Source organism: Wenzhouxiangella sediminis (assembly GCF_003410055.1).
Taxonomy (GTDB): Bacteria; Pseudomonadota; Gammaproteobacteria; order Xanthomonadales; family Wenzhouxiangellaceae; genus Wenzhouxiangella; species Wenzhouxiangella sediminis.
This window is the reverse complement of the sequence record NZ_QUZK01000035.1, coordinates 84858-103744: the sequence shown is the minus strand read 5'-3', so window position 1 is coordinate 103744 and position 18887 is coordinate 84858. Positions and strand designations below refer to the sequence as shown.

Annotated in this window: 32 protein-coding genes; 31 read left to right on the top strand and 1 reads right to left on the bottom strand. The window is 62.7% G+C overall.

Annotated features, from left to right (window positions below; all coding sequences use genetic code 11):
• The first annotated feature begins 246 nt into the window (after positions 1-246).
• The 31 genes from rpsJ (at position 247) to DZC52_RS08250 (ending at position 18182) form a co-directional block, all read left to right on the top strand.
• Positions 247-558, top strand: a complete 312-nt coding sequence (rpsJ, locus tag DZC52_RS08400) for a 30S ribosomal protein S10 (protein ID WP_116650688.1) — start codon at positions 247-249, stop codon at positions 556-558.
• A 13-nt stretch (positions 559-571) separates the two neighbouring features.
• Entirely contained in the window at positions 572-1210 is a 639-nt protein-coding gene (gene rplC / locus DZC52_RS08395) for a 50S ribosomal protein L3 (RefSeq protein ID WP_116650687.1), read from the top strand.
• Between the two features lie 11 nt (positions 1211-1221).
• Positions 1222-1824, top strand: a complete 603-nt coding sequence (gene rplD, locus DZC52_RS08390; protein ID WP_116650686.1) for a 50S ribosomal protein L4 — start codon at positions 1222-1224, stop codon at positions 1822-1824.
• A complete protein-coding gene (gene rplW, locus DZC52_RS08385) occupies positions 1821-2117 on the top strand; it encodes a 50S ribosomal protein L23 (protein ID WP_116650685.1) in 297 nt (98 codons plus the stop codon). Before rplD ends, rplW begins: the two co-directional genes overlap by 4 nt.
• Before the next feature lie 25 nt (positions 2118-2142).
• Complete coding sequence (rplB, locus tag DZC52_RS08380; protein ID WP_116650684.1) at positions 2143-2970, top strand: 50S ribosomal protein L2; 828 nt, start codon at positions 2143-2145, stop codon at positions 2968-2970.
• Positions 2971-2982: 12 nt separating this feature from the next.
• On the top strand, positions 2983-3255 hold the full coding sequence (gene rpsS, locus DZC52_RS08375) for a 30S ribosomal protein S19 (RefSeq protein ID WP_116650683.1): 273 nt from the start codon (positions 2983-2985) through the stop codon (positions 3253-3255).
• Between the two features lie 18 nt (positions 3256-3273).
• A complete protein-coding gene (rplV, locus tag DZC52_RS08370; protein ID WP_116650682.1) occupies positions 3274-3606 on the top strand; it encodes a 50S ribosomal protein L22 in 333 nt (110 codons plus the stop codon).
• 2 nt (positions 3607-3608) lie between these two features.
• Positions 3609-4298 carry a 30S ribosomal protein S3 gene (gene rpsC / locus DZC52_RS08365; RefSeq protein ID WP_116650681.1) on the top strand — a complete coding sequence of 230 codons (690 nt, stop codon included), beginning with the start codon at positions 3609-3611 and terminating at the stop codon, positions 4296-4298.
• 3 nt (positions 4299-4301) lie between these two features.
• Complete coding sequence (gene rplP / locus DZC52_RS08360) at positions 4302-4712, top strand: 50S ribosomal protein L16 (RefSeq protein WP_116650680.1); 411 nt, start codon at positions 4302-4304, stop codon at positions 4710-4712.
• On the top strand, positions 4712-4912 hold the full coding sequence (rpmC, locus tag DZC52_RS08355) for a 50S ribosomal protein L29 (protein ID WP_116650679.1): 201 nt from the start codon (positions 4712-4714) through the stop codon (positions 4910-4912). The genes rplP and rpmC overlap by 1 nt, the downstream gene beginning before the upstream one ends.
• A complete protein-coding gene (gene rpsQ / locus DZC52_RS08350; RefSeq protein ID WP_116650678.1) occupies positions 4909-5169 on the top strand; it encodes a 30S ribosomal protein S17 in 261 nt (86 codons plus the stop codon). The genes rpmC and rpsQ overlap by 4 nt, the downstream gene beginning before the upstream one ends.
• Positions 5170-5183: 14 nt before the next feature.
• On the top strand, positions 5184-5552 hold the full coding sequence (gene rplN, locus DZC52_RS08345; RefSeq protein ID WP_116650677.1) for a 50S ribosomal protein L14: 369 nt from the start codon (positions 5184-5186) through the stop codon (positions 5550-5552).
• Between the two features lie 10 nt (positions 5553-5562).
• The gene (rplX, locus tag DZC52_RS08340; protein WP_116650676.1) at positions 5563-5880 is read left to right on the top strand and encodes a 50S ribosomal protein L24; all 318 of its coding nucleotides are present in this window, start codon (positions 5563-5565) and stop codon (positions 5878-5880) included.
• Positions 5881-5936: 56 nt separating this feature from the next.
• Positions 5937-6479: a 50S ribosomal protein L5 gene (rplE, locus tag DZC52_RS08335; protein ID WP_116650675.1), complete on the top strand. Its 543-nt coding sequence runs from the start codon at positions 5937-5939 to the stop codon at positions 6477-6479.
• 14 nt (positions 6480-6493) lie between these two features.
• Complete coding sequence (rpsN, locus tag DZC52_RS08330; RefSeq protein WP_116650674.1) at positions 6494-6799, top strand: 30S ribosomal protein S14; 306 nt, start codon at positions 6494-6496, stop codon at positions 6797-6799.
• A 15-nt stretch (positions 6800-6814) separates the two neighbouring features.
• On the top strand, positions 6815-7210 hold the full coding sequence (gene rpsH / locus DZC52_RS08325; protein WP_116650673.1) for a 30S ribosomal protein S8: 396 nt from the start codon (positions 6815-6817) through the stop codon (positions 7208-7210).
• A 23-nt stretch (positions 7211-7233) separates the two neighbouring features.
• On the top strand, positions 7234-7761 hold the full coding sequence (gene rplF, locus DZC52_RS08320; RefSeq protein WP_116650672.1) for a 50S ribosomal protein L6: 528 nt from the start codon (positions 7234-7236) through the stop codon (positions 7759-7761).
• A 10-nt stretch (positions 7762-7771) separates the two neighbouring features.
• On the top strand, positions 7772-8128 hold the full coding sequence (gene rplR, locus DZC52_RS08315) for a 50S ribosomal protein L18 (RefSeq protein WP_116650671.1): 357 nt from the start codon (positions 7772-7774) through the stop codon (positions 8126-8128).
• Positions 8129-8145: 17 nt separating this feature from the next.
• Positions 8146-8652 (top strand): 30S ribosomal protein S5, encoded by a 507-nt coding sequence (rpsE, locus tag DZC52_RS08310; RefSeq protein ID WP_116650670.1) that lies wholly within the window; start codon positions 8146-8148, stop codon positions 8650-8652.
• Positions 8645-8839: a 50S ribosomal protein L30 gene (rpmD, locus tag DZC52_RS08305; RefSeq protein WP_116650669.1), complete on the top strand. Its 195-nt coding sequence runs from the start codon at positions 8645-8647 to the stop codon at positions 8837-8839. The genes rpsE and rpmD overlap by 8 nt, the downstream gene beginning before the upstream one ends.
• A 22-nt stretch (positions 8840-8861) precedes the next feature.
• The gene (gene rplO, locus DZC52_RS08300) at positions 8862-9293 is read left to right on the top strand and encodes a 50S ribosomal protein L15 (protein WP_116650668.1); all 432 of its coding nucleotides are present in this window, start codon (positions 8862-8864) and stop codon (positions 9291-9293) included.
• Positions 9293-10654 carry a preprotein translocase subunit SecY gene (secY, locus tag DZC52_RS08295; protein WP_116650667.1) on the top strand — a complete coding sequence of 454 codons (1362 nt, stop codon included), beginning with the start codon at positions 9293-9295 and terminating at the stop codon, positions 10652-10654. The genes rplO and secY overlap by 1 nt, the downstream gene beginning before the upstream one ends.
• Before the next feature lie 40 nt (positions 10655-10694).
• The gene (rpmJ, locus tag DZC52_RS08290) at positions 10695-10808 is read left to right on the top strand and encodes a 50S ribosomal protein L36 (protein WP_116650666.1); all 114 of its coding nucleotides are present in this window, start codon (positions 10695-10697) and stop codon (positions 10806-10808) included.
• Between the two features lie 94 nt (positions 10809-10902).
• A complete protein-coding gene (rpsM, locus tag DZC52_RS08285; protein ID WP_116650665.1) occupies positions 10903-11256 on the top strand; it encodes a 30S ribosomal protein S13 in 354 nt (117 codons plus the stop codon).
• An 11-nt stretch (positions 11257-11267) separates the two neighbouring features.
• Positions 11268-11663, top strand: a complete 396-nt coding sequence (gene rpsK, locus DZC52_RS08280; RefSeq protein WP_116650664.1) for a 30S ribosomal protein S11 — start codon at positions 11268-11270, stop codon at positions 11661-11663.
• Positions 11664-11689: 26 nt separating this feature from the next.
• Positions 11690-12316 carry a 30S ribosomal protein S4 gene (gene rpsD, locus DZC52_RS08275; RefSeq protein ID WP_116650663.1) on the top strand — a complete coding sequence of 209 codons (627 nt, stop codon included), beginning with the start codon at positions 11690-11692 and terminating at the stop codon, positions 12314-12316.
• A gap of 54 nt (positions 12317-12370) precedes the next feature.
• Complete coding sequence (locus DZC52_RS08270) at positions 12371-13375, top strand: DNA-directed RNA polymerase subunit alpha (protein WP_181918850.1); 1005 nt, start codon at positions 12371-12373, stop codon at positions 13373-13375.
• 10 nt (positions 13376-13385) lie between these two features.
• Positions 13386-13772, top strand: coding sequence for a 50S ribosomal protein L17 (gene rplQ, locus DZC52_RS08265; RefSeq protein WP_116650661.1), 387 nt, complete (start codon positions 13386-13388; stop codon positions 13770-13772).
• 56 nt (positions 13773-13828) lie between these two features.
• Positions 13829-15493 (top strand): AsmA family protein, encoded by a 1665-nt coding sequence (locus DZC52_RS08260; RefSeq protein WP_147307640.1) that lies wholly within the window; start codon positions 13829-13831, stop codon positions 15491-15493.
• Positions 15490-16401, top strand: a complete 912-nt coding sequence (gene rarD / locus DZC52_RS08255) for an EamA family transporter RarD (RefSeq protein WP_116650659.1) — start codon at positions 15490-15492, stop codon at positions 16399-16401. The genes DZC52_RS08260 and rarD overlap by 4 nt, the downstream gene beginning before the upstream one ends.
• Positions 16398-18182, top strand: a complete 1785-nt coding sequence (locus DZC52_RS08250; RefSeq protein WP_220338309.1) for an ABC transporter transmembrane domain-containing protein — start codon at positions 16398-16400, stop codon at positions 18180-18182. Before rarD ends, DZC52_RS08250 begins: the two co-directional genes overlap by 4 nt.
• Positions 18183-18200: 18 nt before the next feature.
• Here the strand turns inward: DZC52_RS08250 and DZC52_RS08245 are convergent, their stop codons facing one another.
• A complete protein-coding gene (locus DZC52_RS08245; RefSeq protein ID WP_116650657.1) occupies positions 18201-18743 on the bottom strand; it encodes a lipid-binding SYLF domain-containing protein in 543 nt (180 codons plus the stop codon).
• Positions 18744-18887 lie beyond the last annotated feature (144 nt).

The following is an 18887-nucleotide window of genomic DNA, read 5'->3' as shown; positions in this document are numbered from 1 at the left end:
CGCGAAGGCGGCCGCACCGTGGGTGCCGGCGTGGTGTCGAAGATTATCGAATGATGAAGAAGGATTCAGGTTGAAGGCTTCAGGTTTCAGGGTGGGCTTCGGCCTGATTTGCCTGAAACCTGAACCCTGAAACCTGAAGGCTTCGGCAAAGCCCCACCGGGGCCGACGATCCCTCGGGGTCGCGACGTGCCTGCCGAAAGGCAGGTGAAGAGAATTTGATCTTTAACAGACTGAAGGCGTACGGCAATGGCCGAACAGAAAATCCGTATTCGTTTGAAGGGTTTCGATCATCGTTTGATCGATCGGTCGACCCAGGAAATCGTGGATACCGCCAAGCGCACCGGTGCGCAGGTTCGTGGTCCCATTCCGCTGCCCACGCGCAAGGAGCGCTACACCGTGCTGATTTCCCCGCACGTCAACAAGGATGCGCGTGACCAGTATGAAATCCGCACCCACAAGCGGCTGCTGGATATCGTCGATCCCAACGACAAGACGGTCGATGCCCTGATGAAGCTGGATCTGGCTGCGGGCGTTGATGTGCAGATCAAGCTGTATTGAGGCGAGTAGAACAATGGCTATCGGATTGGTAGGACGCAAACGCGGCATGACCCGGATCTTCACCGAGGAAGGTAACTCCGTTCCGGTGACGGTCATCGAGGTCAGCCCGAACCGGATCACGCAGATCCGCGAACAGGAATCGGACGGCTATGCCGCCATCCAGGTAACTTGCGGCAGCAAGCGTACGTCTTTGGTCTCCCGCCCCCTGGCCGGGCACTACGCGAAAGCGGGTGTCGAGGCCGGAGAAGGTCTGTGGGAATTCCGCCTGGACGGCGAAGAAGGCGAGGGTCTCGAGATCGGCGCCGAGTTGACCGTCGAGCGATTCGAGGCAGGCCAGAAAGTCGACGTGATCGGTACCACCAAGGGCAAGGGCTTTGCCGGTGTGGTCAAGCGTCACAACTTCCGTACCCAGGATGCCACGCACGGCAACTCCCTGGCCCACCGCGCGCCGGGCTCGATCGGGCAGTGCCAGACGCCGGGTCGCGTGTTCAAGGGCAAGAAGATGGCCGGTCACATGGGTGACGAGCGCCAGACCACCCTGAACCTGCAGGTCGTGCGCGTGGACAGCGAGCGAAACCTGCTGCTGATCCGGGGCGCCGTGCCGGGTGCGACCGGTGGTCACGTCATGATTCGTCCGTCGATCAAGGCCTGAAGGAGAGAGTGATGGAACTCGCAGTAACCGGCGGCAGCAAGATCAAGGTCTCCGACGAGGTCTTCGGCCGCGATTTCTCGGAAAGCCTGGTGCACCAGGTCGTGACCGCCTACCTGGCGGGCGGACGGGCCGGCACCAAGGCTCAGAAGAACCGCGCGGCGGTTTCCGGCGGCGGCCGCAAGCCGTGGCGCCAGAAGGGCACGGGTAACGCCCGGGCCGGGACGATCCGCAGCCCGCTGTGGCGCACGGGTGGCGTAACGTTCGCCGCGCAGCCGCGCGACTTCACGCAGAAGGTCAACCGGAAGCAGTATCGGGCGGCGATCAAGTCGATCCTCTCCGAGCTGGTGCGTCAGGATCGTCTCGTTGTTGTCGAGCAGTTCGACATCAGTGAGCCCAAGACGAAGACGCTGCTGGCCAAGCTTGCCGAACTCGGAGTCGAGCGCGGCGTGCTGGTGGATGTCGAACTCGACAGCAACCTCTTCCTGAGCAGCCGCAACGTCAATGGCGTTCAGGCGCTGACGGTCGAGGCGCTCAATCCGGTCAGCCTGGTCGGTGCCGACAAGGTGGTCATGACCAAGGCGGCCGTCAACAAGATCGAGGAGTGGCTGGCATGAACACCGAACGCATGTACCAGATCGTCCGCAGGCCGCACGTGTCCGAGAAGACGGCGCTCCTGCAGGCCGACAGCAATCAATACGTATTCGAAGTGCGCAGTGATGCAAGCAAGTCCGACATCAAGCGCGCCGTGGAAGGCCTGTTCGAGGTCGACGTGGAGCAGGTGCAGGTCCTCAATGTGAAGGGCAAGCAAAAGAGCTTCCGTCTCGTGCCGGGTCGCCAGAAGGGCTGGAAGAAAGCCTATGTGCGAATCAAGAGCGGCCAGAGCATCGAAGAAGTGCAGGCAGACTGAACAATAGCGAGCCGGGAATAGAATCATGGCAATCGTCAAAGCAAAACCGACATCTCCGGGCCGTCGTGGCCGCGTGCAGATCCGGCACGCCCATCTCTGGAAGGGCGAGCCGCATGCGCCGCTGCTCGAAGCCCAGGGCAAGACCGGTGGTCGCAACAATGCCGGCCGCATCACCACGCGTCATCGTGGCGGCGGTCACAAGCACCACTATCGTCGTATCGATTTCCGTCGTGACAAGGACGGGATTCGGGGCATCGTCGAGCGGATCGAATACGATCCGAACCGCAGTGCGCATATTGCGCTGATCAAGTACCTCGACGGTGAGCGTCGGTACATCCTGGCGCCGCGTCATGTGCGTGCCGGGGACGAGATCCTCAGCGGTTCCGAAGCACCCATCAAGCCGGGTAACGCGATGCAGTTGCGTTCGATCCCCGTCGGCACCCAGCTGCATGCCGTTGAGCTGAAGCCGGGTAAAGGCGCCCAGCTGGCGCGCAGCGCAGGTGCCGCCGTCCAGCTGGTGGCGCGGGAAGGTCAGTATGCGACCGTTCTGCTGCGTTCCGGCGAAATGCGCAAGGTTCACGCCAACTGTCGCGCGACGATTGGCCAGGTAGCCAACGTCGAGCACAACCTGGAGAAGCTGGGCAAGGCTGGCGCCAAGCGCTGGCGCGGTGTGCGGCCGACGGTTCGCGGTGTTGCGATGAACCCGGTCGACCACCCGCACGGTGGTGGTGAAGGCCGAACCTCGGGTGGTCGTCACCCGGTGACGCCCTGGGGTGTGTCCACGAAGGGCAAGCGCACCCGCAAGAACAAGCGCACCGACAAGTACATTTCGCGTTCGCGCAAGCGCAAGTAACAGGAAAACGCTATGCCACGTTCTATCAAGAAAGGGCCGTTTATCGACCACCACCTTCAGGCGAAGGTGGAGGCGGCCGTCGAAGCCAATAACCGGCGCCCGATCAAGACATGGTCGCGCCGCTCGATGATCATGCCCGAAATGGTCGGTCTGACCATTGCCGTGCACAACGGTCGGCAGCACATGCCGATCCTGATCAACGAAAACATGGTCGGTCACAAGCTCGGCGAGTTCGCGCCGACGAGAACTTTCAAGGGTCACAGCGGTGACCGCAGGTCCAAGTAACAAGGGTTCGAGACGGTGATGGAAGCTACAGCAAAGCTCAAGGGCGCGCGCATCTCGCCGCAGAAGGCCCGCCTGGTCGCTGACCAGATTCGCGGTCTGCCGGTGGAAAGGGCAGACGAGATGCTGACGTTCAGCAACAAGAAGGCCGCGCACATCGTCCGCAAGGTACTGATGTCCGCGATCGCCAACGCCGAGCACAACAGCGGCGCCGATATCGACGAGCTGAAGGTGCGCACGATCTTCGTCGACGAAGGTCCGACGTTCAAGCGCGGCATGCCGCGCGCGAAGGGGCGCTTTACGCGCATCCTCAAGCGCACCAGTCACATCACCATTGTCGTGGCAGAGGACTAATCATGGGTCACAAGGTACATCCAACCGGAATTCGTCTCGGAATCGCCAAGGACTGGGGCGCGAAGTGGTACGCGGAGTCCAACGACTTCGCCGACCAGCTCAATACCGACTTGAAGGCTCGGGCCTTCCTGGAGAAGGCGCTTTCTCATGCGGCGGTCAGCCGCATCGAGATTGAACGCCCCGCCAAGTCGGCCGAGATCACCGTGCACACGGCGCGTCCGGGTATCGTCATCGGCAAGAAGGGCGAGGATATCGAGAAGCTGCGTCGTGACGTGAGCAAGATCATGGGTGTGCCGACCCATATCCGCGTCAACGAAATTCGCAAGCCCGAGCTCGACGCTCGCCTGGTGGCCGAAAGCATCGCCCAGCAGCTCGAGCGCCGCGTGATGTTCCGCCGTGCCATGAAGCGTTCGGTGGGCAATGCCATGCGCCTCGGGGCCCAGGGCATCAAGGTGCAGGTGGGTGGTCGTCTCAATGGCGCCGATATCGCCCGCACCGAGTGGTACCGCGAAGGTCGCGTGCCGCTGCACACGCTGCGTGCCGACATCGACTACGGCACGGCCGAGGCCGCCACGACTTACGGCGTTATCGGCATCAAGGTCTGGGTGTACAAGGGCGAGGTCTTCGACCTGTATGCCGAGAAGAGTTCGGAAAATGCACCGGCCAAGGGCGGTGCGCGCAAGGAGAGCTAAACCATGCTGCAGCCGAAACGCACCAAGTTCAGAAAGCAGCAGAAGGGACGCAATCGCGGCCTGGCGCAAGTCGGTAACCGCGTCAGCTTCGGCGAATACGGCCTGCAGGCGACGACGCGTGGTTTCATCACGGCGCGTCAGATCGAGTCGGCCCGTCGTGCCATCACGCGTCACGTCAAGCGTGGCGGCAAGCTCTGGATCCGCGTGTTCCCGGACAAGCCGGTTACGAGCAAGCCCGTCGAGGTCCGTATGGGTAAGGGCAAGGGTAACGTGGAGTACTGGGTTGCCCCGATCCAGCCCGGGCGGGTGATTTACGAGATCCAGGGCGTCAGCGAGGACGTTGCGCGCGAGGCGTTTCGTCGCGCCTCCGCCAAGCTGAGCGTTCGCACCACCTTTGTAGCGAGGACGCTGTGATGAAAGCGAGTGAACTGCGAGACAAGAGTTCCAGCGAGCTCAACGGCATGCTCCTGGACCTGCGCAAGGAACAGTTTTCCCTGCGCATGCAGCACGGCACCGGCCAGTTGGGCACGCCCCATGAGATGCGCCGTGTCCGCAAGGAGATTGCACGGGTCAAGACCGTGCTCAACCAGAAGCAGGATGAGAAGAAGGCATGAGTAGCGAAGACCGCAAGCAGCGTAGCGTCGTCGGGCGCGTCGTGAGCAACAAGATGGACAAGACCGTGACGGTTCGTCTGGAGCGGCTGGTCAAGCATCCGCTGTACGGCAAGTACGTTCGCCGTTCGAGCAAGGTTCATGCCCACGATGCCGACAACAGCTGCAACGAAGGCGATACCGTGCGTATCGAGCAGACCCGGCCGATCTCGAAGTCGAAGGCCTGGCAAGTGATTGAAGTGGTCGAACGGGCCCAGTAAGCGGAGCGAGTGACATGATTCAGATGCAGTCCAGGCTGTCGGCAGCCGACAACAGCGGAGCGCGCGAGCTCATGTGCATCAAGGTGCTCGGTGGCTCCAAGCGCCGCTACGCCAATATTGGTGACGTGATCAAGGTGACCGTGAAGGACGCGATTCCGCGCGGCAAGGTCAAGAAGGGCGAGGTCTATAACGCGGTGGTCGTTCGCACGGCCAAGGGCGTGCGGCGGCGCGACGGTTCGCTGATCCGTTTTGACGGCAACGCGGCGGTCCTGCTCAACAACAAGCTCGAGCCGATCGGTACCCGCATCTTCGGGCCGGTGACCCGCGAACTGCGTACCGGTCAGTTCATGAAGATCGTGTCGCTCGCACCGGAAGTGCTGTAAGGAGTTCAAGATGGAACGTATTCGCAAGGGCGACGAAGTGATCGTGATTGCCGGCCGAAGCAAGGGTCAGCGCGGTCACGTGCTCAAGGTTCTCAAGGATCAGCGGTTCCTGGTCGAGAACGTCAACATGGTCAAGCGGCATCAGAAGCCCGACCCGCAGAACCAGAAGCCCGGCGGCATCATCGAGCGCGAGGCGCCCATTCAGGCCTCGAACGTGATGCTGTTCAATCCGGCCACCGGCAAGGGTGACCGGGTCGGCTTCAAGTTCCTGGAAGACGGCCGGAAGGTTCGCTTCTACCGTTCGACCGGCGAAGTGGTCGATATCTGAGGTCGGCGCAGACAGTCAGCTGAAAGCTGGAAACCGAAAACTTTCTGGAATAGACAATGGCAAGGCTAAGAGAATTTTACAGGGACGAAGTCGTCGGAAAGCTGACCGAAAAGTTCGGCTATTCCAACCCGATGCAGGTGCCGCGGATCACCAAGATCACGGTCAACATGGGTGTTGGCGAGGCGGTCGGTGACAAGAAGGTCATCGAGCATGCCGTGTCCGACATGGCCAAGATCGCCGGCCAGCAGCCGGTGATCACAAAGGCCCGCAAGTCGGTTGCCAGCTTCAAGATCCGCGACGATTACCCCATCGGCTGCATGGTTACCCTGCGCCGGGAACGCATGTACGAGTTCCTGGATCGGTTGATCAACATCGCGCTGCCGCGCGTGCGTGATTTTCGTGGCATTCCGCGGAAGTCTTTTGACGGCCGCGGTAACTACAACCTGGGCGTGAAGGAACAGATCATCTTTCCCGAGATCAATTACGACCAGGTCGATGCACTGCGCGGTATGGATATCGCCATCACGACTTCGGCGGAGTCCGACGAAGAAGGTCTGGCCCTCCTGGAAGCGTTCGGCTTCCCGTTCCGGGCCAAGTAAGGAGTAAAGAAGGTATGGCTAAAGTTTCGATGGTTGAACGCGACGTGAAGCGCGCCAAGCTCGCGAAGAAGCACGCCGAGAAGCGTGCCGAGCTCAAGCGCATCATTGCCGATCCCGAAGTGGACTTCGAGGAGAAGCAGGCCGCGATGCACAAGCTCAACAAGCTGCCGCGCGATTCCTCGCCGGTACGCGGGCGCAACCGCTGCCGCCAGTCCGGTCGGCCGCGTGGTTACTACCGCAAGTTCGGTCTGGCCCGCAACAAGCTGCGTGAAGCGGCGATGCGCGGCGACATTCCGGGCCTGCGCAAGGCGAGCTGGTAAGGAGAGAATAGAGCAATGAGCATGAGTGATCCCATTGCCGACATGCTGGCACGTATCAAGAACGCGCAGGCGGTCAACAAGCGAACCGTGAGCATGCCGGCCTCGAAGGTCAAGATCGCCATTTCCGGCGTCCTCAAGGACGAAGGCTATATCCGCGACTTCCGCGTCGAGGAAAATGGCCCCAAGCGTGAACTGAGCATCGAGCTGAAGTATGTGGAAGGACGTGGTGTGATCGACCGACTCGATCGTTACAGCCTGCCGAGCCGCCGCCGCTACTTCGCTACCGGCGATCTCCCGCGCGTGCAGAACGGGCTGGGTGTCGCGATCGTGAGTACCTCGCACGGCGTGATGACGGACCGCCAGGCCCGCTCGGAAGGGCACGGCGGCGAAGTTCTCTGCCTGGTCGCCTGATTGAGTTTTTGGAGAGACTGACAATGTCTAGAATTGCCAACGCCCCAATCGAGCTGCCCAAGGGCGTCGAATTCAACCACGCCGACGGTGTGGTCAAGGTCAAGGGCACCAAGGGCCAGCTGGAAATGGAAATGCACCCGACCGTGACGCTCGACGTCGAGGACGGCGTGGTGCGTGTCGCTCCGAACGAGTCCGGCACCATGGCCATGGCGGGTACGATGCGTGCACTGATCGCAAACATGGTGCACGGCGTGACCGAGGGTTTCGAGAAAAAGCTCGAGCTGGTCGGCGTCGGTTACCGCGCCCAGGTCCAGGGCAAGAAGCTCAACCTGCAGCTGGGCTTCAGCCACCCGGTCGAATTCGAAGTCCCGCAGGGCGTCGATATCGAAACGCCGAGCCAGACGGAAATCGTGGTCAAGGGCAGCAGTAAGCAGCTGGTTGGCCAGGTGGCCGCCGAGATCCGCGGTTATCGTCCGCCGGAGCCCTACAAGGGCAAGGGTGTTCGCTACGCCGATGAGCGCGTGGTGATGAAGGAAGCCAAGAAGGCCTGAGGAATCGATCATGAAGGACAAGAATCAATCCAGACTGCGTCGCGCGCGCAAGAACCGCGCTCGCATCACGCGTTCGGGACAGGCACGGCTGACCGTGCATCGCTCCGGGCGCCACATCTACGCGCAGGTCATCGCCTCGGGCGGGCAGCACACTGTCGCCGCGGCGTCGACGCTGCAAAAAGACGTTGCCGAGGGCCTCAAGAGCACCTGCAGCGTGGAAGCTGCCGAGGCGGTGGGCAAGAAGATCGCCGAGCGCAGCCTCGAGGCCGGTGTCGAGGGCGTGGCTTTCGACCGCTCGGGTTTCAGGTATCACGGACGGGTCAAGGCGCTGGCGGATGCTGCGCGTGAAGCCGGTCTGAAGTTTTAACGCTAACGGAATTCATCATGGCTAGAGATAACAGCACCGACGATCTGATCGAAAAACTGGTCGCGGTCAACCGTGTGGTCAAGGTGGTCAAGGGTGGCCGCCAGTTCAGCTTTACTGCGCTCACGGTGGTCGGCGACGGCGAAGGAAAGGTCGGCTTCGGTTACGGCAAGGCCCGTGAAGTCCCGCTGGCCATCCAGAAGGCCATGGAACGTGCTCGTCGCGACATGGTTCGCATCTCGCTGAACGAAGGTACGCTCTGGCACCCGGTCAAGGCGCGCCACAGTGGATCCAGGATCTACATGCAGCCGGCCTCCGAAGGTACCGGCGTGATTGCCGGCGGCCCGATGCGTGCCGTTTTCGAAGCGGTCGGCGTTCACAACGTGCTGGCCAAAAGCCTGGGTTCGAACAACCCAATCAACCTGGTGCGCGCAACGATGAAGGGCCTGCAGGCCATGGCGTCGCCGGAGAAGGTCGCCATCAAGCGTGGCAAGCCGATCGAGGAGGTCCTGGAATACCATGGCTAAGAAGAACTCCGGAAAGCTTCGTGTGACGCTGGTTCGCTCCATCAACAGCACCATCGGCAAGCATCGCGAAACGGTGCGCGGACTGGGTCTGCGCCGTATGCATCACACGGTCGAGCTGGAAGATACGCCGGCTATCCGCGGCATGATTCGCAAGGTCGACTACCTGGTGCAGGTCGAAGAAGCCTGAATTCAACTTTTTGGACGGTGACATGAAACTCAATTCGATTCAGCCCGCAGAAGGCAGCCGTAGTGAGCGCAAGCGCGTTGGACGGGGCATCGGTTCCGGTCTGGGCAAGACCGGTGGCCGCGGACACAAGGGCCAGAAGTCTCGCTCCGGCGGCTATCACAAGGTCGGTTTCGAGGGCGGGCAAATGCCGCTCCAGCGCCGCGTGCCGAAGGTCGGTTTCCGCTCCGCGGTCAACCGGCACACCGCTGAGCTGCGCCTGTACCAGATCAACGCGATGGACGCCGACGTCATCGACCTAGAGACGCTGAAGAAGGCGGGCCTGGTCGGCGGCGCCACGCGCAAGGTTCGCCTGGTCAACACCGGCTCGCTCGAGCGCGCCGTGACCGTGCGGGGCATTCATGTCACCGCCGGAGCGGCCAAGGCGATCGAGGCCGCGGGCGGCAAGGTCGAGTAATGGCACGCAACCCATCGGAAATGGCCGGGATGCTCGGTGGTATCGGGCGGCTCAAGGAGCTTCGTCAGCGCCTTTTCGTGGTGCTGGTCGCGCTCGTGATCTTCCGCCTGGGGACCTTCATTCCGGTGCCGGGCGTCAACCCGAACGCACTGGTTGAGCTGATGGACCAGGCCGGCGGCACGATCGTCGGCGTGTTCAACATGTTCTCCGGTGGTGCCCTGGGCCGCTTCTCGATCTTTGCGCTGGGCGTAATGCCCTATATTTCCGCGGCCATCATCATTCAGTTGATGAGCCATGCCATTCCGCAACTGCAGCAGTTGCGCAAGGAAGGCGAGTCGGGTCGGCGCAAGATCACCCAATACACGCGGTATTTCACCGTGGTCCTGGCGGCCTTCCAGGGATTCGGGGTCGCGGTGGCGTTGCAGAGCCAGAGTGCTGGCGCCGAGTTGCCGGTGGTGATCGCGCCCGGGCCGGGATTCGTCATGGCCGCGGTTATCACGCTGACGGCGGGCACTGTTTTCCTGATGTGGCTGGGTGAACAGATTACCGAGCGCGGTATCGGCAACGGCATCTCGATCCTGATTTTCGCTGGCATCGTGGCCGGGCTGCCCGGCGCTATCGCGGCCACGCTCGACCTGGTGCGAACCGGCCAGCTGGGTATCCTGACGGCCACCTTCTTCCTGGTCCTGGCCATCACGGTTACCGCTTTTGTCGTCTTCGTCGAGCGCGGTCAGCGCCGAATCACGGTCAATTACGCCCAGCGTCAGGGACGTCAGGCCTATCGCAGTCAGTCGACGCATCTTCCGTTGAAGGTGAACATGGCCGGCGTGATTCCGGCGATTTTCGCTTCAAGCCTGGTGCTCTTCCCGGGCACGATCACGACCTGGTTCGGGCAGGCTGGTGATGCTGGCTGGCTCCAGGTGATCTCGCAGCAGCTCAGCCCGGGTCAGCCGATCTACATCATGATCTTCGGTGGCATGGTGATGTTCTTCTGCTTCTTCTATACGGCCATCGTCTTCAATTCCAAGGAGACGGCCGACAATCTGAAGAAGTCCGGCGCCTTCATCCCGGGGATTCGTCCGGGGCGACAGACCGCCGAGTACATCGACTATGTCCTGACACGGCTGACGCTGGTCGGCGCGTTCTACCTGGCGGCAGTGTGCCTGCTGCCGGAGTTCATCCTGTTGCAGTGGCAGAACGTGCCGTTCTACTTCGGTGGTACGTCACTTCTGATTATTGTCGTGGTGACCATGGATTTCATGGCCCAGCTGCAGGCGCATCTGATGTCGCATCAGTACGACAGCCTGCTCAAGAAGTCCAACCTCAAGGGTTATGGCCGAAGCGGCGTGGTGCGCCGCTAGTCGAGGGCCGTGTCACGGCCGGAATGATTGGAGAGCAGTAATGAAGGTTCAGGCATCAGTCAAGAAGATTTGCCGCCACTGCAAGGTGGTGCGTCGGAAAGGTGTGGTCTACGTGATCTGCAGCGATCCGAAGCACAAGCAGCGGCAGGGATAAAACAGTACCGCATGACGGGGTTGGCAAGAGCCGGGAAAACCGGTAAAATTGCTGGTTTGCGTCGAGCGGGCGTAACGGTTTACGGAGCAAGCAAATGGCACGTATAGCAGGCGTCAATCTGCCCGTCCAGAAACACACCTGGGTGGCATTGACTCACATTTACGGCATCGGTCGGACCCGGGCCTACGAAATCTGCGAGGCCACCGGTGTGGCCCCGGACACGAAGGTGCGCGACCTGACCGAGGCGGAACAGGAAAAGCTTCGTCAGACGATTGGTCAGATGACCGTCGAGGGCGACCTGCGCCGCGAAGTGTCGATGAATATCAAGCGCCTGATGGACCTGGGCTGCTTCCGGGGGTTGCGTCATCGTCGCGGCCTGCCGGTTCGCGGCCAGCGCACGCGCACCAACGCCCGTACCCGCAAGGGTCCGCGTCGCCCGATTCGTTGAGGTAGGAACAGATGGCCAAGCAGCAGAGCGCTAGCAAGAGCAGGAAAAAGGTCAAGAAGACCGTTGTCGATGGCATTGCCCATGTGCATGCCTCATTCAACAACACGATCATCACGATCACCGACCGCCAGGGCAACACGGTTTCCTGGGCCACCTCGGGTGGTTCCGGTTTCCGCGGTTCGCGCAAGTCGACGCCGTTCGCCGCGCAGGTTGCGGCTGACAATGCCGGCCGCACCGCCCAGGAATTCGGCATGAAGAATCTCGAAGTCCGCGTGAACGGTCCCGGACCGGGGCGCGAGTCTTCGGTGCGCTCGCTCAATGCGGCCGGATTCAAGATCACCAACATCATCGACGTCACGCCGATTCCCCACAACGGCTGCCGTCCACCCAAGAAACGTCGCGTGTAAGTCACCGGCAGGCAGACTGAAGAGATATGGCTAGATATACCGGACCCACCTGCAAGCTCGCACGCCGCGAGGGCGTTGATCTCAACCTCAAGAGCCCCGCCCGCGGCCTGGAGTCGAAGTGCAAACTGAACCAGCCGCCAGGTCAGCACGGCGACAGCCGTCGACAGCGCCTGTCGGACTACGCGCTGCAGCTGCGCGAGAAGCAGAAGGTGCGCCGAATGTACGGCGTGCTGGAGAAGCAGTTCCGCAATTACTACAAGGAAGCGGCCCGTCGCAAGGGCGCGACCGGCGAGAACCTGTTGCAGTTGCTGGAAAGCCGCCTGGACAACGTTGTCTACAGGCTTGGATTCGCCGTGACGCGCGCTCAGGCCCGCCAGATGGTGAGTCACAAGTCGGTCGAGGTCAATGGGAAGGTGGTCAACATCCCCTCCTACCAGGTGCAGCCGGAAGACCGCGTGTCGATTCGTGAAAAGGCTCGCAAGCAGCTGCGCATCCAGGAAGCCATCAACGTGGCGCGTGAACTGGATCTGGTGCCGGCATGGATCGATGTGGATTTCGACAAGATGGAAGGCATCTTCAAGGCCGCTCCCGAGCGGGACGACCTGCCGCCCGACATCAACGAAAACCTCATCGTCGAGCTGTACTCGAAGTAAGCGCCGGGCTGCGAGCCCGCGCTTCACACGAAAACCGAATTTGGAGAGGCAATCATGTCAGGCCAGATAAGCGAACTTATCGGCACGATGCTCAAGCCCAAGGGGCTGGTCGTCGACGAGATCTCGCCGCGACGCGCCCGTATCACGCTCGAGCCGCTGGAACGCGGCTTCGGGCACACGCTGGGCAACGCCCTGCGGCGCATCCTGCTGTCGTCGATTCCCGGCAGCGCCATTACGGAGGCCGAGATCGACGGTGTGCTCCACGAGTACACGGCGGTCGAGGGTCTGCAGGAAGATATCGTCGAGGTCCTGCTGAACCTCAAGGACGTGGCCATTCGCATGCACAGCCGTGACGAAGCCACCCTGAGGTTGAGCCAGGACAAGGCCGGTCCCGTTACGGCCGGGGACATTCAGCTCGATCACGACATCGAGGTGCTCAACCCCGAGCACGTGATCTGCAACCTGACCAAGAACAGCAAGCTGCGTATGCAGCTGAAGGTGACCCGCGGCGTGGGCTACCAGCCGGCGGCGGCGCTGAAGTTCAACGAGGAAGAAACGCGCACGATTGGCCGTCTTCAGCTTGATGCGTCCTACTGCCCGGTTCATCGCGTCGCCTACAGTGTCGAGAGCGCACGCGTGGGCCAGCGGACCGATCTGGACAAGCTTGTTCTTGATATCGAGACCAACGGCACGATGAGCTGCGAAGATGCGGTCAAGCTGGCCGCGGGCATCCTTGTCGACCAGATGTCGGTTTTCGTCGATTTCGTTGCTCGTGAAAAGGACGAAACGGAGACGACGACCGAGAGCTTCGATCCGATTCTGCTGCGCCCGATCGACGACCTCGAGCTTACCGTGCGTTCGGCGAACTGCCTGAAGGCCGAGCACATCCAGTATGTGGGCGACCTGGTGCAGCGGACCGAAACCGAGCTGCTCAAGACCCCGAACCTGGGCAAGAAGTCCCTGACCGAAATCAAGACGGTGCTGGCGACCCACGATCTGTCGCTGGGTACCCGCCTGGAAAACTGGCCGCCGCCCTCGCTGGCGCGCACCGAGCACTGAGGAGAAAACGATGCGTCATCGTAAAGCAGGTCGCAAACTCAACCGGACGTCGCCGCATCGCCGGGCGATGTTCCGCAACATGACCGCCAGCCTGATCGAGCACGAGCTCATCAAGACCACGCTGCCGAAAGCCAAGGAGTTGCGCCGTGTGGCTGAGCCGCTGATTACCCTGGCGAAGGAAGACAGTGTCTCCGCCCGTCGCCTGGCCTTCAACCGCCTGCGAGATCGGGATGCGGTCGGCAAGCTCTTTTCCGAGCTGGGACCGCGTTACCGCGAACGCCCCGGTGGTTACCTGCGCATTCTCAAGTGCGGGTTCCGGGCCGGTGACAACGCGCCCATGGCGTACGTGGAACTGGTCGACCGACCGGATGCCCCGGGAGCGGAAAGCGCCGATTAAGATCCGGGGTCATACCGGAGGTTCAGGAAGCCCGGCCCTCGTCGCCGGGCTTTTTTTTGGCGCGGCGCACTAGGCTACAATGCCCGCTCGTGCGGGCGTCTGGACCGCGAGCGACCGATCAGCCGGGATTTCGGATGCGACGAACCATCATCCTTGCCGCCGCACTGGGCATCATCGTTCTGGGCCTTTGGGGAACGGCGGTCATCTATTTCGATGAGTCACGACTCAAGGGGATTATTTCCGATCGCCTGAGCGAACAGGTCGGCCGCCGCGTCGAGATCGTCGGGGCGCTCGAGTTCAGCCTTTTTCCACGGCCGCGTTTGGAAGCGCGGGAAGTGGTCATCGGCGCGTCCGGGAATGAAGACGGCCGGGCCGTCTTCCGTGCGGCGCGCGTCAGCATGAGCCTCAGGCTGATCGCGTTGCTTCGGGGCGACCTCGCGCCGGGCCGAATCCAGCTCGAAGGGGCGGTGGTCGACCTGTCCGGCTCCGGTGCGAAAGACGCGTCGTCGAATCCGCTGGCCGCGATTCGTTCAAGCGCCCGCACGCTGGGCGGCCGATCGTTGTCGTTGCAGGATGTCACCTTCCTGCTGCCGGGCAGTGAGCCCCAGAGTCCGAGGCGCCTTTCCGTAGACCACATCGAACTGGAGCGCTTCAGTCTTGACCAGGCCGTGGCGTTCCGATTTCTCGGTGACGTGGGCGCTCCGCCGGTTCTTGAAGGGGTCAGGCTCAACGGGATGCTCTACGTACCCAGTTCCGACGAGCGCCCCGTACGCCTAAGGGAAATGGAGTTTGGCGCCAATCTGGCGGGTTCGGAGACCGCGGTGGCGATGACCGGTGACCTGGCCGCATCGGGTGAGACGCCCTTTCGCTTGTCGCTGGCGGGCGGTCGAATCCGGATCGGGGAATCGCAGTTCGACGCGTCGTTCAATTATCACGGCGGCGACAGGCCGGCCGCCGATCTGCTTTTGTCGGGCGGCGAGCTCGACTGGCTGGCGTTCTCGGGCTTCCTGAGTGAAAGACTGAATGTCGCGCCGGTCGATGTGCTGGCGATGATTTCCTCCCGCGTTGACCTGAGGTCGCAGCTGCAGTTCGATCGGCTGGGCTTCGGAGAGGCGGCGGTTTCGCAAGCCCGGGTCGACCTTCGCACACAGTCGGCTGGACTCGGGCTCAATATCGCTGCGGTTTTCCCGGGTGGGCTGATTGAAGCAAGCGGGGTCATGACAGGCGGAGCGTCACACTCTCTGGCTGTGGACGTGAGCCTGGCCGAGTTTGGTCAGCTGCTCGGTTGGCTTGATCTGCCCCCGATTCTGGAGGGGAGCGGAGAAGCGCAGCTTTCCCTGAGTTGGGGCCGTGAGAACGGGCCCGCTTTCGCGCTGGATGGTCGTTTCGATCTCTGGGACGGCTCGTTGCGAATTGCTCGCGAGGACTCGGCAGCCAGGGTGGTGCCTTTCCACAGCTTCAGCGGAGAACTGCGGCATACGCCCGGTTTCCTCGAGCTACCCGTTTACGAGCTTGTCGGGGGCGAGCTGGCCGGAACAGGTTGGGCTGCCGTGGATCTTTCGAGCCGGGAGCTGGGCGGAGAGCTCCGCCGGAGCGGCGAAATGGGCGCCTGGTGGACATTGTCCGGCTCGATGTCCGAGCCGCGGTTGGCACCTTTGACGCCACCCTCGGGCGAGCGGGACGCTGAAGCAGTGGAACAGGACGAAGACTCGGGCCGGTGAACTCCGATCGGGAACGTTTGGCCGGCCTGGCTGCCGCGCTGGGTGCCTTCTGCATCTGGGGCCTGGCACCGCTCTACTTCAAGCTGCTGGGCCATGTGCGGGCCGACGAGATCATCGCCCACCGCGTTATCTGGTCCATGATCTTTCTTGGAGTCGTTCTCGTAGCACGGGAGCGAGGTCGCCTCGTATCGAAGGTCCGCGTCGACACCCGGGTTCTCGCCGCGCTGCTGCTGAGCGCGGTCCTGATTGCCGTCAACTGGCTGGTTTTCGTCTACGCGATCAATACCAATCGCGTCCTCTCGACGAGTCTCGGCTATTTCATCAATCCTCTGGTCAACGTGCTGCTGGGCATGGTCATCTTCCGCGAACGGCTCGGGCGCCTTCAGACGATTGCCGTCGTGCTCGCATTCGCCGGCACTGCCTGGATGACGATACGGGTTGGACAGCTTCCGTGGATCGCCCTGGCCCTGGCATTCAGCTTCGCCCTCTATGGTGTGGTGCGCAAGAAGACCGATGTCGGGCCCTTGGTCGGGCTATTCTGGGAAACTCTGCTGATGACGCCGCTCGCTGTATTGTGGCTCTTGTGGCTTGATCGGGGGGATGAACTGGTGTTCGATTTCGGATCTGCCGGTGAGGCGAGCCTGCTGGCCGGAACCGGACTGGTCACGCTGGTTCCTCTGGTGCTGTTCGCAATGGGCGTGCGGCGACTCAACCTGAGTACCATAGGACTCATGCAATATCTCGCCCCGAGCATGACCTTCGTCCTCGCGGTGTTCCTCTTCGGCGAACCCTTCACGCCGGACCATGCCGTGACATTTGCCTGTATCTGGACCGCGCTGGCCCTGTTCACGATCGCAGGATGGCGCGACTACCGCCACGCCCGCTTGCCGACCCGGGGTGCGACATGAGCGACCCAGTAAGCACGCAGCGTCCAACCAGCCGTCATATCGGCTCGCTACGCGCGCTCAGGCCGTTCATCAACCGCTATCGTCTCCAGATCGGTTTCGCAACCCTCTTTCTGGTTGTTTCAGCGGCGGGTGCCCTGGCCGTTCCGGCCGCGGTAGGCCAGGTGATCGATCGCGGTTTCATGGCCGAGAATATCGGCAACATCAACCGTTGGTTCTGGTTGCTGTTCGCCGCCGCGGCGATGATGGCCGTCGGGGGAGGGCTGCGGTTCTACTGGGTCAGCTGGCTGGGACAACGGGTTGTGGCCGACATCCGCCAGGCAGTCTACGAGCGTGTACTGTCGATGAGTCCGGACTTTTTCGGCACCACCCGAACCGGCGAGGTTCTGTCGCGGCTCAACACCGACACGACCCTGGTCGAGACCCTGGTCGGTTCCACCGTCTCCTTTGGCGTGCGCAACATGCTGATGCTGGTTGCCAGTTCGGTGGCGCTGGTCCTGACCGCGCCCTCCCTGGCAGGGGTCATCGGCATGCTGATCGTGCTGATCATTGCGCCGGTGGTGATGCTCGGCCGCTGGGTTCGTCGCTTGTCGCGCAACGCGCAGGACCGCGTTGCAGATTTCAGCGCCCACGGCGACGAGACCATCAACGCCGTCCAGACAGTCCAGACCTTCGCCCAGGAAGCGCGCGAGCACGAGCGATTCGCGGTCGCGGTGGAGTCGGCTTTCATCGCCGCGCGGGACCGGATCCGCGCCAGCACCCTGCTCATCGTCCTGATCATCCTGATGACCTTCGGCGCCATCACTTTCGTGCTCTGGCTGGGCGCGCGCTCGGTACTGAGCGGCGAGATGACGCCCGGCCAGCTCGGCCAGTTTGTCCTCTACGCCGCCATCGCCGCGGGCTCCACCGCCAGTCTCAGCGAGATCTGGAGCCAGCTGCAGCGCGCCGCGGGGGCCATGGAGCGTCTGGCCGAACTGCTTGAGGCGCGTCCGTCGATCGTCAGCCCGCCGTCACCGCGCAGCCTGCCGCCGGGGCCGCTGTCGGTAGCTTTCGACGCGGTTGAATTCGCCTACCCTGCGCGGCCCGACGAGGCCGTCCTTCGCGGGCTGAGCTTCCAGGTTTCGGCCGGCGAGACGGTGGCCATCGTCGGCCCTTCGGGAGCCGGCAAGTCGACCCTGTTCCAGCTTCTTCTTCGCTTCTACGATCCCGCTGCCGGTGTCGTGCGACTGGGCGGTGTCGACGTGCGGGAGCTCGACCTTGCCGACCTGCGCCGCGCTCTCGGCGTCGTGCCGCAGGACGTCGTGATGTTTTCCGGCAGCGCGGCCGAGAATATCGCCTACGGCAATCCCGCAGCGGACAGCGGGCTCATCGCCCGGGCGGCACAATCGGCGCATGCCGACGAGTTCGTCGAGCGCTGGCCGGAGGGTTACGACACTTTTCTTGGCGAGCGGGGCATGCGCCTCTCCGGCGGTCAGCGCCAGCGCATCGCCATCGCGCGGGCCCTGATCAAGCAACCGCCGTTGCTATTGCTCGACGAGGCGACCGCCAGCCTCGATGCCGAGAGCGAACGACTTGTTCAGGAGGCGCTCAACGACATCAGCGTCGACCGGACGGTGCTGGTGATCGCCCACAGACTGGCGACGGTGCGCCGCGCCGATCGCATCGTCGTAGTCGACCACGGACGGGTCGTGGCCCAGGGGAGCCACGAGCAGCTCGTGGCCGACAGCCCGCTCTACGCCCGCCTGGCGCGCTTGCAGTTCCTGGCCGAGGATGGGCAGGCCTGAGGGGCCCGGCCGGAAGCGTCAGAGCGACCAGTAGCGGAATTTCTGTCCGCCTACGGACGCCTCGGCCATCAGCCCGCCGCGGGCGTAGTTGAAGACCGCCACGCCGCTCTCGTAGCTGGTGGTGGCTGCCCGGCCCTCGGTTGCGGCCACGGCGGTCGCCTGGGCCGAGAACTCGAAGTTCTCGCGCTGGAAGCGGCGCAGCGCCGCTTCGTCGCGGAAGAAGATCACCTGGCTGTAGGACTGGGCGCCGATCTGCGGGCCGATGGTCGCCTGCGAAACCGAGGTCCGGCCCACCGGCCGGCCCTGCTCGAAGACGATGCCGCGGCCGAAGCCGCCGCCGACCCAGAAGCCGCCCTTGCCGATGTTGGGAAAGATTGCATAGCCGTAGGCCTGGTCCACCCAGCGCTGCAGGCCCGGGTCGTGGTCGACGAAACTTGCCAGGGTGGCCCGGGATTCGCTCACGAGCACGTCGTCGGAGGGGGTCGAGGCACAGCCGGCCAGCAGTCCCAGCAGCAGGAACAGGGCGATGAGAGTCGCGGGCTTTCGGGTGTTGGCGGACATTGACTACTCCATGGGTCGTTCGGTGATCCGGGCCCGGCAATTGCCGGCATTTCTGGGTTTCGACGCTTTCGTAGTATAGTTAGTTCACGGGCAGGTTACGGTACGATGCCGCGCCGTCCTCCTGCCCGCAAGGGAGGGTGGTCC